Annotated in this window: 11 protein-coding genes and 2 pseudogenes; all 13 read left to right on the top strand. The window is 54.9% G+C overall.

Annotation, left to right across the window (positions count from 1 at the left end):
- Window positions 1–2: 2 nt before the first annotated feature.
- A complete protein-coding gene (locus GTU79_RS18065; protein WP_203523342.1) occupies window positions 3–638 on the top strand; it encodes a phosphate propanoyltransferase in 636 nt (211 codons plus the stop codon).
- Window positions 639–655: 17 nt separating this feature from the next.
- Window positions 656–1,135: a microcompartment protein PduM gene (pduM, locus tag GTU79_RS18070; protein WP_203523343.1), complete on the top strand. Its 480-nt coding sequence runs from the start codon at window positions 656–658 to the stop codon at window positions 1,133–1,135.
- 4 nt (window positions 1,136–1,139) lie between these two features.
- On the top strand, window positions 1,140–1,418 hold the full coding sequence (locus GTU79_RS18075) for a EutN/CcmL family microcompartment protein (RefSeq protein ID WP_132927604.1): 279 nt from the start codon (window positions 1,140–1,142) through the stop codon (window positions 1,416–1,418).
- 32 nt (window positions 1,419–1,450) lie between these two features.
- Window positions 1,451–1,711: a hypothetical protein gene (locus GTU79_RS18080; protein WP_203523344.1), complete on the top strand. Its 261-nt coding sequence runs from the start codon at window positions 1,451–1,453 to the stop codon at window positions 1,709–1,711.
- Window positions 1,698–3,086 carry an aldehyde dehydrogenase family protein gene (locus tag GTU79_RS18085; RefSeq protein WP_253073362.1) on the top strand — a complete coding sequence of 463 codons (1,389 nt, stop codon included), beginning with the start codon at window positions 1,698–1,700 and terminating at the stop codon, window positions 3,084–3,086. The genes GTU79_RS18080 and GTU79_RS18085 overlap by 14 nt, the downstream gene beginning before the upstream one ends.
- Window positions 3,087–3,149: 63 nt before the next feature.
- Entirely contained in the window at window positions 3,150–4,214 is a 1,065-nt protein-coding gene (locus GTU79_RS18090; protein WP_420854112.1) for a 1-propanol dehydrogenase PduQ, read from the top strand.
- A gap of 450 nt (window positions 4,215–4,664) precedes the next feature.
- A pseudogene (locus GTU79_RS31165) lies at window positions 4,665–5,252 on the top strand (PocR ligand-binding domain-containing protein).
- A gap of 44 nt (window positions 5,253–5,296) precedes the next feature.
- The gene (locus tag GTU79_RS30655) at window positions 5,297–5,581 is read left to right on the top strand and encodes a helix-turn-helix transcriptional regulator (RefSeq protein ID WP_253073364.1); all 285 of its coding nucleotides are present in this window, start codon (window positions 5,297–5,299) and stop codon (window positions 5,579–5,581) included.
- A 113-nt stretch (window positions 5,582–5,694) separates the two neighbouring features.
- The gene (locus GTU79_RS18100; RefSeq protein WP_203523347.1) at window positions 5,695–7,743 is read left to right on the top strand and encodes an NAD(+) synthase; all 2,049 of its coding nucleotides are present in this window, start codon (window positions 5,695–5,697) and stop codon (window positions 7,741–7,743) included.
- Window positions 7,744–7,935: 192 nt separating this feature from the next.
- A complete protein-coding gene (locus tag GTU79_RS18105) occupies window positions 7,936–8,847 on the top strand; it encodes a metallophosphoesterase (protein ID WP_203523348.1) in 912 nt (303 codons plus the stop codon).
- Between the two features lie 250 nt (window positions 8,848–9,097).
- Window positions 9,098–10,375 carry a citrate synthase gene (locus GTU79_RS18110; RefSeq protein WP_203523349.1) on the top strand — a complete coding sequence of 426 codons (1,278 nt, stop codon included), beginning with the start codon at window positions 9,098–9,100 and terminating at the stop codon, window positions 10,373–10,375.
- A 373-nt stretch (window positions 10,376–10,748) separates the two neighbouring features.
- A complete protein-coding gene (locus GTU79_RS18115; protein WP_214513220.1) occupies window positions 10,749–11,882 on the top strand; it encodes a metallo-dependent hydrolase in 1,134 nt (377 codons plus the stop codon).
- A 23-nt stretch (window positions 11,883–11,905) separates the two neighbouring features.
- A pseudogene (locus tag GTU79_RS18120) lies at window positions 11,906–13,148 on the top strand (MFS transporter).
- The last annotated feature ends 102 nt before the right edge of the window (window positions 13,149–13,250 follow it).

Genomic DNA, 13,250 nt, shown 5'->3' on the forward strand with positions numbered 1-13,250 from the left:
AAATGGATAACGATCAGATTACGTTGCTGACCGGCCAGGTTATTGCACAAATGCGGCAACGGGCCATCCCTCTGGGGATATCCAACCGGCACGTCCATTTATCGGCAATGGATTATCAACGTTTATTTCCCGGACAGCCGCTGACGGTTAAAAAAGCGCTGGGACAGCCGGGCCAGTTTGCCGCGGAACAGACCGTTACGCTGAAAGGTCCCAAGGGCCAGCTCAAGAATGTTCGCCTGCTGGGACCGCTGCGCGGCCAATCGCAAATCGAAATATCACGCACCGATGCGCGCCTGCTGGGGATCACGGCGCCGCTGCGTTTGTCAGGCGATGTGGCCGGCTCCGCCGGCATCACCCTGGTCAGCGATTACGCTGAAATATCCCTGGCGGAAGGCGTGATCATCGCCCAACGGCATATTCATATGTCGCGCCTTGATGCGGCGATATTTGGCGTAAAGCAGGGAGAAATTGTCAATGTCGAGATTAAAGGTACCGACCGCCCATTGATTTTTGGCGGTGTGTGCATTCGGGTCGGCGACGATATGCGTCTGGAACTGCATATTGATACCGACGAAGCGAATGCGGCGGATATCGGTGAAGGCAAGCCGACGGCCAGGCTCCTCCTCACGCCGTTTTAATGGATGGAGGAGGACCTATGCTTGAATTGATTGTCGCCCGGGTTATCGCATTGCTGCACGAACGGGAAAATAAAACCTATACGGCAAATATGTCCGAGCTGTCCGCCGGATTAACAAAAACAGTTTATTTGCATCATGCGCAATTGTCTTTGCTATTACCGGATCTGGCCTTTATTCAAAGCCTGGCGGCATATGATTCCGGCAATCCGGCTGTGGCGACCCTTTTGGAAGCATGGGCCTATGGCGTGCGTTTACGGCTGATGGTGCACCGGCAGTTATTAACCGCTCTGCCGCTTCGGGAATTATGCCGTTTGCCGGTATCCGTGGTGGATCATCTGGAGATACCGGTGCATATGGCGGCCGGCGGCAGCATCAGTTATGCCAATGTGGTTTTATTTCATGACTGCTGGCTGTTAATAGAAAGAGAAACTTTTATAACTCCCCTGGCGCGGGATGTTATGGAAAATCAGAATATTAAACTGATACGGCGGGAATAACGCGATGCAATTGGCAAAAGTAATAGGCTCGGTGGTGTCAACGCAAAAATCCGCATCACTGCTCGGCAAAAAGCTGATGGTGATTACCTGGGTGAACCTGGATGGTTCCGGACCGGCCCAGAACGAGAAACTGGAAGAGATTGCCGTGGATTCGGTAGGGGCCGGCGTGGGTGAATTAGTCCTGGTTACCCGCGGCTCCTCGGCCAGAAAAATTTTTCCGGAGCCGAACCAGGCCATCGATTTGGCGATTGTCGGCATTATCGACACCATCGACAGATTTTAGTATCGGGCGATAGCCCGACGAGGGATTGAATCATGCCGGACAATGATATCGCGGCCCTTATCAAAGAGCATCGCGTATTGCTGGAATATGCCATCAAAGAGGTTATTGCTCAATTCCAGGCGCAGGAAACCCAGGGTGAACACAGGGATGCCGGCAGCGCGCATCCTGTTTATCTCCCGGGAACATTAATCGGAGGAATCGATATTAACGACGGTTCCGTTAAACAAAGTTTGTCTATTGCAATAGAGGCTGCAGGCAGCCTCAATCAGGGAGTTAAACATGAACAGCACTGAACTGGAGAACATGATTCGCGCCATTCTCGCCGATAACCTGAATGGCGCCGTGGGATCCAAAGCCACGCCAAATGCCATATTCCACCAGGTTGAAGATGCTATCATCGCCGGTTATGGCGCCTACCGGCAATATATGGCCGAAGCCCTGGCGCTACGGACCAAAATCATTACGGCCTTGAGAGAAGAACTGGCGCCGTTGATTAGCGAAATGTCCGAACGCGCCGCCGACGAAACCGGCATGGGTAACGCACCGGATAAAATAGCCAAAAACACCGCGGCGCTGGCCAACACCCCGGGCATTGAAGATTTAACCACCCGCGCCCTCACCGGCGATGGCGGCATGGTATTGTTCGAACTGTCGCCGTTCGGCCTTATCGGCGCCATCGCCCCCAGCACCAACCCCACCGAAACCATTATCAACAACACCATCAGCATGCTGGCCGCCGGCAACGCGGTCTATTTCAGCCCCCATCCCGGCGCGAAGAATGTCTCCCTATGGCTGATAGAAAAAATTGAAGGGATTATCTACCGCGCCAGCGGTATCCACAACCTGGTGACAACGGTGGCCAATCCCACCTTTGACGCTACCCGGGAAATGATGGCGCATCCGCGCATTGCGCTGCTGGCCGTCACCGGCGGCCCGGCCATCGTGGACATGGCGATGAAAACCGGCAAAAAAGTCATCGGCGCCGGTCCCGGCAACCCGCCGGTGCTGGTGGACGAAACCGCCTGCCCGATTAAAGCGGCCAAGGATATCGTCGACGGGGCGGCCTTTGACCACAACGTACTGTGTATCGCGGAAAAAAGCGTGATAGTGGTCGACAGCATTGCCGACCGCCTGGTGGACAATATGCAAAAAAACGGTGCGTTGCTGGTGAGTTCCGTCGCCGACGTGGCCAAGTTGCGGCAGGTGGTGATAACTGAAAAAGGTGAAGCCAATAAAAAACTGGTGGGCAAAAGCCCGGCGGTGATTTTACAGGCGGCCGGACTGAGCGCGCCTTTCGCGCCGCGGCTGATTATCGTTGAAGTCGGAAAAGATGACCCGCTGGTGCTGGTGGAACAGTTGATGCCGGTATTGCCCATTGTGCGGGTCAAAGATTTCGATGAGGGTCTGGCATTGGCGCTGGTGGTGGAAAACGACCTGCATCACACCGCCATCATGCATTCGCAAAATGTCAGCCGGCTGAATCGCGCGGCAAAAACCATGCAGACGTCGATCTTCGTTAAAAACGGCCCCTCTTATGCCGGTTTGGGTATCGGCGCCGAGGATTCACCACTTTCACCATTGCCACACCCACCGGCGAGGGGACAACCTCCCGCGGACTTTGCCCGCAAACGTCGCTGTGTGCTGACCAATGGGTTTTCCATTCGTTAGGATCACGAGGCGAATCATGGCTATTTTACGGTAAAGACCCGGATTTACAGCGGTGCCGATAGCTTGTCCTGGTTGCAGACCCTCCATGATAAAAAGGTTTGGATTGTCTGCGACGGCTTTTTGGCCGGCAGTGAAAATCTGAAAATGATTACCGATAACATAGGTGCGGATAACGAAACCGCGCTGTTTACCGATATCATTCCGGATCCGCCGATCGCGACGGTGGTGGCCGGTATTACCGAGATGAGCAAAGTCCAGCCGCAGGTGGTGATCGGCTTCGGCGGCGGCTCGGCGCTGGATTCCGCCAAAGGGATCATTTTTTTCGGCCGCAAACTGGGCATAGCGATAGAAACCTTTATCGCGATTCCCACCACCAGCGGCACCGGTTCCGAAGTGACCAGCGCCTGTGTGATAAGCGATCCGCTCACCAAGGTTAAATACCCGCTGTTCGATGACAGTATCTATCCCGATATCGCCATCCTGGAACCGCGGCTGGTGATGAGCGTACCGCCGGCGGTCACGGCGAATACCGGTCTGGACGTGTTGACCCATGCGCTGGAAGCCTATGTCGCCGTCGGCGCCACCGACTTTACCGATGCCCTGGCCGAAAAAGCGGTGCAAATGGTGCTGCTTTATCTGGGAAAAGCCTATCAAAACGGCCATCAGCAGGAAGCTCGGGATAAAATGCACAATGCCTCCACCCTGGCGGGCATGGCGTTCAGCCAGGCGGGACTTGGGTTAAACCACGCCATCGCCCATCAATTGGGCGGGCAATTACATATTCCACACGGTTTGGCCAATGCCCTGCTGCTATGTCATGTGATCCGCTTCAACAGCCGGGATAAAACCGCCCGGGCCAAGTATGCCCGGTTAAGCAAGCTCTGCGGGCTGGCCAATTTCCAGTCAACGGATGATTACTGCGTGGCTAACCTTATAAACCATCTGCGCAATCTCATGCTGCAGTTCAACATCGCCGGGACCTTGAGCTCGCTGAATATCGAACGTCCCCGCGTTCTTGAGGTGATAGACGCCATGTCGACGGCGGCATTGCATGACGTGACGCTGGCAAGCAACCCGTTGCCGGCCAGTGTCGCCGATATCAGGGGGATTATTCACGGTATCATTTGAACCACCTCGCCATTGATTGGACAATCGGTCAATGGCGCCTATAAGAAACGCAAAAGATGACTATGTTATGCATCACTATAAGACATATCGTCCGCCTGATAAGATATCGTGACATTATCTTATGTGGGGCCTTGGCGCGGCCGAAAGTTTTTCCTCGGATATTACCCTAGATCAATTTTATGCTTGAGGAGGAAATAAAAAGACAATTCATTAAGGCATATCAATTTACCGGAATATCACATTACATCAACACTTTTACTATTAATGAAATTATTGTTCAAATTAGCAAGAGTCGGTAAAGTGTGATTTCACTCTAATTTACAGAGCGATACAGGAGAGTATAATGTTAGAGGAATGACGCCCATTGTAGACAAAAATAGGTTGTCTTATAGGTTAGGATGACTCATAAGATATTTTGATTTATTACCATTAGCAATAACGGGTTAAAATATGCGACCATCCAAAGATATTATCGATAAGATCTCGTATGATTTTGCCTATGCCACCGGTTTGGGTTCAGTTGTGGTCGATCTTAACGGCAAGGAAATCTCACCATGGTATAATTTTACCTCCTTTGCCAGCATGTGAGAAAAACGCCGCCTTTATCCTTATTGTCAGCAATGCGATCGCAGTGGCGGTCTTGAAAGTTCAAAACTCAAACAAGTCAATTGCTATCGCTGTCATGCCGGATTAGTGGATTTTTCCATCCCCATTGTCATCAACGACAGTTTGGTGGGTTTTCTGGCCTGCGGCCAGGCGCGGGTAACGGATGATTCACCCATCCCCAATATCCTGCGCGATAATAATGATATGCGCAAAGAATCGCGACTGTTTGATCTTTATCATGAGGTTCCGGTGATGAATCTGATGAAGATCAGGGCCGCTGCGCAATTATTGAACGTTATCGTTGAAAATTATCTGTGCAAGCAATACGACGTACGTATTATCAAAAGTATTGATCCGGACGATGATACCGAGACCTATATCGGCACCTCGGACCTTCATCGGGCAAAATTGAAAAAATCGTCAATTATATAAATCAGAATTTCTCCGACAATCTTAATCTTGAACAAATGGCGAACATGGCCAATCTTAGCCAGTTTTATTTTTCCCGTTTGTTTAAACGTATGCTTGGCGTGGGATTCAATTCTTATTTGAATAATAAAAGGATGAATGAGGCGCGCTATTTGCTTGAAAAAACGGAGTGGAGCATCGATAAAATCGCCAGGAATGTCGGCTTTTGCGACAGTCCCTACTTTGCCCGATCCTTCAAGAAAAGCTTTGGCCTGTCGCCAAAGGTGTTCCGGCAAACCAGCGCTGGCCAGATTATGATTCAGAACAGTTACACCCCCTCGCCTTCTCTCTGAAAAGATAAAGGTGTGCTCTCAGGTTATGGGTAAACCGCTACAGAACAGGCAGTGCCATCTGCTATAGTTTCGGGAATCGGTCATGAATTCAGCCCAACTTGAGAAGACGTATTATGTCAATGAGCTTTCGCTCCCTTTATCAGCATGGTTTCGCCCGCGTAGCAGCCTGTACCGTTCCCTGCGCGCTGGCGGAACCCTCAAAAAATGTCCGCACCATTGTCGAGACGGCCGTCCGTCTCGACGCCGAGGGCGTCGCGCTGGGCATCTTTCCCGAATTATGCTTGTCCGGCTACTCCATAGAGGATTTGTTGCTGCAGGATACCCTGCTTGACGCGGTGGAACGCGGCATCGGCGAACTGCTGGACGCCACCGCCGCGCTCCAGACGGTGCTGGTGGTGGGCGCGCCGCTGCGTTATGCCGGGCGCATCTATAATACCGCCCTGGTGCTGCACCGGGGCCGGCTGCTGGGGGTAGTGCCGAAATCCTACCTGCCCACCTACCGGGAGTTTTACGAAAGTCGCCAGTGCGCCGCCGGCGACCAGACCAAAGGGACTATCCGCCTGGCGCGGCAGGATGTGCCTTTTGGTCCCGACCTGCTGTTCGCGGCGGAGGATTTGCCGGGTTTTGTGCTGCATGTGGAAATTTGCGAAGACTTCTGGGTGCCGATTCCCCCCAGCGCCGAAGCCGCGCTGGCCGGCGCCACCGTCCTGGCCAACCTGTCCGGCAGCCCCATCACCATCGGCCGCGCGGATACGCGCAAGCTGCTGTGCCGTTCCCAGTCCATGCGCTGCCTGGCCGCCTATCTATATGCCGCGGCGGGTTTGGGTGAATCCACCACCGAAGTGGCCTGGGACGGCCAGTGCGTCATTTACGAAAACGGCGAACTGATGGCGGAAACGGAACGTTTCGCCTTGGAAAGCCAATGGGCCATGGCCGATATCGATATCGACCTGCTGCGCCAGGAACGCCTGCGCATGGGGACCTTTGACGATAACCGACGGACCCATGAGGCACGGACCGGCGCGTTCAGGCGCATCGCCTTCACCCTGGCGCCCCGTGACGAAGATCTGGGTTTGACGCGTTCGGTGGAACGTTTTCCCTTTGTCCCGGCCGATAAGGAACGGCTGGCCCAGGATTGCTACGAAGCCTATAACATCCAGGTGGCGGCGCTGGTGCAGCGAGCGCTGGCCACCGGTATCAAGCGCCTGGTTATCGGCGTCTCCGGCGGGCTGGATTCCACCCAGGCGCTGATTGTCATCGCCAAGGCGGCGGACCGCATGAACCTGCCGCGGGAAAATATCATTGCCTGCACCCTGCCGGGGTTCGGCACCAGCGATGAAACCTGGCAAAACGCCCTGAGCCTGATTACCTCTCTGGGGGCCACCCACCGCGAAATAGATATCCGCCCCGCCGCCTTGCGCATGCTGGAGGATATCGGCCACCCCTACGCGCGGGGAGAAAAGGTCTATGACGTCACCTTCGAAAACGTCCAGGCGGGGCTGCGCACCGATTACCTGTTCCGCCTGGCCAATCATGAAAACGGCATGGTGGTGGGTACCGGCGATTTATCCGAGATGGCCCTGGGCTGGTGCACCTATGGCGTGGGCGATCAGATGTCCCATTATCATGTGAATGCCGGCGTGCCGAAAACCCTGATCCAGCATTTGATCCGCTGGGTAATTTCCTCCCGCCAGTTTGAGGAGCCGGTATCGAACACCCTCGAGGCCATTCTAGGAACGGAAATATCCCCGGAGCTGGTGCCCGCCGACGATGCCGGCGCGATACAGAGCACCGAGTCCCTTATCGGCCCCTACAACCTGCAGGACTTCAACCTGTTCTATACCCTGCGCTACGGCTTCCGGCCGTCAAAGATAGCCTTCCTGGCGCTCCACGCCTGGGAAGACGAGGCGGCGGGCGCCTGGCCTCCGGGTTATCCGCAGGAGAAACGCCACGGTTATCCGCTGCCGGAAATACGCCGCTGGCTGCGGGTCTTCCTGTATCGATTCTTCACCACCAGCCAGTTCAAACGTTCCGCTTCGCCAAACGGCCCCAAGGTCACCGCGGGCGGCAGTTTATCGCCGCGCGGCGACTGGCGCGCTCCGTCCGACGGCAACGCCCGCATCTGGATCGAGGAGCTGGAAACCAACGTGCCGGAAAGCTAAGCGCCGCGGCCGGACGCTGATGATTAATACCCCGTCGGGAAATACCGGCGGGCTGGATTTTTGCCATAAAACCGTCATGCTTTTGTTATAAACCCGTCCCCCCCCCACTCTATCTTTTGAGGTCCTGACTGGAAGAAACGACCTATCCGGCGGACGGCTGGCGAACAGCGTCGGCCATGGGCGGAGGACACGATGAATTCACTACTGACCGCCGAGCAGTGGCAGGCGCTGGGAGAGGTCGGCACGTTTTACCACCGGCCCGCCTTTGCCGAAACCGCCTCCTCCGGCAGGGTACGCTTTGGCTTGATTGCCGATCCGCAATATGCCGACGCCGATCCCGATATGCGCCATGGGCGTTATTACCGCCACAGCTTGCGCAAGCTCGCCGCCGCCATCGCCGACCTCAACGATACGCCGCTGGATTTTGTCGTCACCCTCGGCGACCTGGTGGATAGGGCATGGTCCAGCTATGGGGATCTCCTGCCCCTGTATGGCCGCTTGCGGCATCCCCATGTGACGGTGATGGGCAACCATGACGCGGATACCGTTTCCCGTTATTTAGCCGGCCGGCAACCGCCGCTGGGGCTGCCGAAACACTATTTCCATTTCCTGGTGAACGGTTATCGCTTTGTGGTAATCGACGGCAACGACATCAGCCTGTATTGCAATCAGGCCAACGGCGACGACCTGCCGGAGGCGCAGCGGATGCTGGCCCAGCTCACCGCCGACGGCAAACCCCAGGCGCAAAGCTGGAACGGCGCGCTGGGCAAGGCGCAATTATACTGGCTGGAAAAAACCCTGCACGCAGCCCAAGCCCGTCAGGAAACGGTGATTGTGCTCGGGCACTATCCCCTTGCTCCGGTCAACAGCCATAATCTCTGGAACGATGAAATAGTAGCGGCGCTGCTGTGCCGCTACGGCGTGCGGGCCTATTTCGGCGGACATCAGCACGGCGGCGGTTACCAGCGCATTGAGGGCACCGATTTCATCACGCTCAAAGGCATGGTTGACGGCGAGGAGCAGACGCCTTACGCCATCGTCGAACTCCGGGGTTCGGCACTCACCCTTCATGGCCGCGGTCCCGAGATCAGCCGGGAACTCTGAAGCGGCAGGACCCGCACCCACGGTCATGCCTATTCTCCCTCGGCCAGATCCGCTCTTCTTCGGCCGGACCCGCGCCGTCCCGCGCCATGACCGCCCGCCACGGGCGGTCCATTTGATTAGAGCTCCCCGCAGGCTTTCCTCTGGTTAAATCCTCTCCAGACGAGTAATGTTAAAACATTACGGGATAATTATTACAGAACCTACCTACGGGTTCTGTCTTGTTCAAATTCGGGCTGGAGAAAAAATAGACATGACCGAGCAAAAAGCGACCCTTACACTTAACGAACACAAAGCAGTGGTACTTGATTTCAACGCCGGCACGGGGGGACCGGCGGCGCTGGATATCCAACCGTTCGGCGTCGAGGAATTATTTACCTACGATCCCGGATTTACCCATACCGCCGGCTGCGAATCCGCCATTACCTTTATCGACCCCCGCAACAGCGTGCTGCTGCACCGGGGGTTTCCGGTTGAGCAGTTGGCAAGCCAGTGCTCCTTCCTGGAAGTCTGCTATATCCTGCTGCACGGCGAGGCGCCGTCCCCCGCGGAGTTCGCTACGTTCACCGATACCATTACCCGCCACACCATGATCCATCAGCAAATGAGCCGCATGCTCAGCGGCTTTCGCCGCGACTCCCATCCCATGGCGCTGATGTGCGCGGTGGTGGGCGCGCTGGCGGCGTTTTATCACGATCAGCTGGACGTGGGCAACCCGGAACACCGTGAACTGGCGGCGGTCAGGCTGCTGTCCAAAATGCCTACCGTGGCGGCAATGTGCTATAAATATTCCATTGAACAGCCCGCGGTCTACCCGAATAATTCACTTTCCTATACCGGTAATTTCCTGCATATGCTGTTCGCCATCCCGGCGGAAAAGTCAGAAGTGAACCCGGTGCTGGAGCGCGCCATGAACCGCATCCTTATCCTGCATGCGGATCACGGACAGTGCCCCTCCACCACCGCGGTCAGAACCGCCGGCTCTTCAGGGGCGAACCCTTTCGCCTGCATAGCCGCCGGCCTGGCGTCATTGTGGGGCCCCCTGCACGGCGGGGCCAATGAAGCCTGCATGCGCATGCTCGAAGAGATCAGTACGGTGGATCGCATTCCGGCCTTCATCAGCCGCGCCAAAGATCGCCACGACTCCTTCCGTCTGATGGGGTTCGGCAATTCGGTTTATCATCATTTCGACCCGCGCGCCGCTATTTTACGTAAAACCTGCCACGAGGTCCTGGCGGAGCTGGGCATGGAAGACAACCTGCTGCAGGTGGCCATTGAGCTTGAGCATATCGCCATGACCGATGCCTATTTCCTTGAGAATAAACTGTACCCCAGCGCGGATTTCTACACGGCGCTTATCCTGAAAGCCATGGGATTGCCCCCCTCCATGTTTACGGTGATCTCCGCGGTGGGCCGCACCATCGGCTGGATTGCCCACTGGAGCGAAATGCACGGCCAGCGGCCGCAGATCTACCGGCCGCGCCAGGTGTATACCGGCAAAGCCCGCCGGGATTATACCTCGCAACTCTAGCCATCGGACGCCGGGGCCGTTGCCCCGGCATGCGGATCAAGGCGGAATGTCTCGTTTATACGTCTGGAAATAACGTTGATATTTTTGCGGAATATATTTTTATGAAAATAAAAAATATTCATTATTAATATTAAAAATACTTTTTATTCTGCTTTGCGCTGATGATACTTAAAATATACCTTTGTGATCCGCTTCAAAATAACCCGATAAATTGTGATCCAAAAGACATTACCTTGTTAAATACAATCTAAAAATGAATTTTAAGCAACAGCAATTCATGCATTCGCCTAATGAACAGGCCCTGCCGGAGTGAAATACTGCCGTTACCCTAATGCTTTTGTTACAGGCTAGAGTGTCTCGCTCTAGAAACACAATGCTGAATCCAGATATACTCATTACCGGCGCGCATATCATTGATCCCGCGCAAGGGATTGACGGAATACAACCGCTTCGTATTATCGGTGACCGTATTGTCGCCCCTGATACCCCCTTATCTTCCTCCACCGAATCCATCCATGCCGAGGGGTGTTACCTTTTCCCCGGATTGATTGATTTTCATGCCCATGTATTTTACCGGGGCACAGAATACAGCGTGCCCGCCGATTTGGCGACTTTGCCCTACGGCGTTACCACGGTGGTGGATGCCGGCTCGGCGGGCAGCGCGAATTATGAATCGTTTCACCGGCAGGGTATTTCCCAAAGCCTGGTGCGAATCAAAAGCTTTCTGGCCGCCTCATCCCCAGGGCAAACCTGGGATGAAGAAAACCAGGACCCGGCCAAATATGATATTCCCAAAATCAAAGCCCTATTCCGACGTTATCCGGATACGCTGCTGGGCCTGAAAATCAAACAGGAAGCCGGCGTGGTAGGCGATCTCGGCGTCAAGCCGATGCATGCCGCGGTTGCGCTGGCCGAAGAGCTGGGCTGCCCGGTGGCGGTACATACCACCGATCCGGCGGTCCCCGTGGCGGCGCTGGTACGGCTTTTCCGCGCCGGGGATATCTATGCCCACGCCTTCCACGGCAAAGGCAGCACCATCATCGGCGAAGACGGCCATGTCCTGGCGACGGTGAAGGAAGCGCGCCGGCGGGGCGTGCTTTTTGACTGTGCCCACGGCCGCCGCCATTTTTCCCTAAAAACCGCTCGCAGCGCCATTAACGAGGGCTTTTTCCCGGATATTATCAGCAGCGATCTATCCCGCTTCAGTTTCAATATCTCTCCGGCGTTTAATTTACCCTGGGTGATGTCGAAATTGCTGGCCCTGGGTATGCCGCTCTACGACATTATTGCCGCCTGTACGTCCACACCGGCCAGGGCGATAAACATGCCGCTGGAGATAGGCACTCTTGCGCCCGGCGCCTGCGCTGATATCGCGTTATTTAAATTAGCCCGGCGACAGGTGACCTTCACGGATATTCACAGAGAAATACAGACTGGCGAGAATCTATTAATCCCGCAAATGACCTTGCTCGCCGGTGAAAAAGTTTATCGCCAAAACGGATATTAAACTCCTGAATCGAGGATAACGTTATGAATGCTCGTTGGTTACGTATCGGCGGAACACTTATGCTCGGCATGTTTGTTTCCTATATTGACCGGACAAATTTATCCGTCTCGTTACCCTCGGTGGCCCATGACCTCGGTTTTGCCGACAGTACTTTCGCCACCGTTTCGGGTTGGGTATTAACCGCTTTTCTGATCGGCTACATTTTTGCCAATATTTTCGGCGGCGTGTTTACTTCCCGTTTTGATCCGAAAAGAGTTGCCATATTAATGATGGGGTTATGGTCCGTTTCAACACTGATTACCGGCATGGCGCAATCGGTTACACTGCTGGTGATTTGCCGCTTGGTGCTGGGCATAGCCGAGGGTATCTATTGGCCGCAGCAGTCGCGTTTTGTAAAACTCTGGTTTGCGCCCAATGAGCTGACCCGGGCAAACAGCGTGATTCAGTATTACGGGCAATTTCTGGCATTGGGACTGGGCTTTATTATCCTGACGCCCATCCACAATACGTTGGGATGGCGTAACCTTTTTTATGTGTGCGGCGCCGTCGGCCTGTTTATCATGGTACCGCTTTATGTCAGAACATTATTAAGCACCGCCGATGCGCCCTACCCGGAAAACCCAGAGATACGGCAGCGGTTAAGCCGCCCAAACTGACGCTGGCCTCTTTTGGCGGTATCTCTTTCGTGCTGATAATATTTGCCTATCTCACCCAAGGCATGCTGTTTTGGGGCATTACGTTATGGATTCCCATGGCGGTGAAATCCATTGGGTTCAGCGGCATGGGACCCACGCCTTCGGCAGCGCGCTACCCTACCTGGCCGCCGTGGGGCTGGCCGTTCCGATGGCCTATATCAGCGATAAAACCCGCAAACGCATCCTCATTGCCGCGTTAGGTTTGCTGATTCCGGGCGTCCTGTTGCTGCTACTGCCCGCGGTGGATAACGGATATCTCAAGCTGGCCCTGATAACCTTCGCCATGGGTTATTACGCCAGCAGCTTTACCCCCAATATCTGGTCGATCATTCAATCCAATGTACAGCCCCACGCCATCGGCGCGTCTTCCGGTATCGTCAACGGCGTGGGCGCCGGCGGCGGCGGGACCTTGGCCGGCCTGATGGTGGCCCGCATCTATGCCTCAACCGGTTCCTATATGTCGGGTTTTATGGTGTTGGGGGGATTGGTGGTGTTGGGAGGATTGTCCCTGTTGCTCTATGGACTGATTCGCCGGAATTATCCCCTCGGCATTCACACCATAAAGGCATAACAGATTTACCGTTAATATCATTAGCAGATAAATTATCGGTAACACTGCCCAAGAAACGCGCTATCATTAACAGCCGAAGAGAGTATTACGTTAACATCATAA

Source organism: Sodalis ligni (assembly GCF_016865525.2).
Classification (GTDB): domain Bacteria; phylum Pseudomonadota; class Gammaproteobacteria; order Enterobacterales; family Enterobacteriaceae; genus Acerihabitans; species Acerihabitans ligni.

Excerpts from the sequence above, each read along its gene's own strand:
- GTU79_RS18065 (WP_203523342.1), top strand. The coding sequence starts at position 3 with ATGGATAACGATCAGATTACGTTGCTGACCGGCCAGGTTATTGCACAA.
- pduM (WP_203523343.1), top strand. The coding sequence starts at position 656 with ATGCTTGAATTGATTGTCGCCCGGGTTATCGCATTGCTGCACGAACGG.
- GTU79_RS18075 (WP_132927604.1), top strand. The coding sequence starts at position 1,140 with ATGCAATTGGCAAAAGTAATAGGCTCGGTGGTGTCAACGCAAAAATCC.
- GTU79_RS18080 (WP_203523344.1), top strand. The coding sequence starts at position 1,451 with ATGCCGGACAATGATATCGCGGCCCTTATCAAAGAGCATCGCGTATTG.
- GTU79_RS18085 (WP_253073362.1), top strand. The coding sequence starts at position 1,698 with ATGAACAGCACTGAACTGGAGAACATGATTCGCGCCATTCTCGCCGAT.
- GTU79_RS30655 (WP_253073364.1), top strand. The coding sequence starts at position 5,297 with ATGGCCAATCTTAGCCAGTTTTATTTTTCCCGTTTGTTTAAACGTATG.
- GTU79_RS18100 (WP_203523347.1), top strand. The coding sequence starts at position 5,695 with ATGTCAATGAGCTTTCGCTCCCTTTATCAGCATGGTTTCGCCCGCGTA.
- GTU79_RS18105 (WP_203523348.1), top strand. The coding sequence starts at position 7,936 with ATGAATTCACTACTGACCGCCGAGCAGTGGCAGGCGCTGGGAGAGGTC.
- GTU79_RS18110 (WP_203523349.1), top strand. The coding sequence starts at position 9,098 with ATGACCGAGCAAAAAGCGACCCTTACACTTAACGAACACAAAGCAGTG.
- GTU79_RS18115 (WP_214513220.1), top strand. The coding sequence starts at position 10,749 with ATGCTGAATCCAGATATACTCATTACCGGCGCGCATATCATTGATCCC.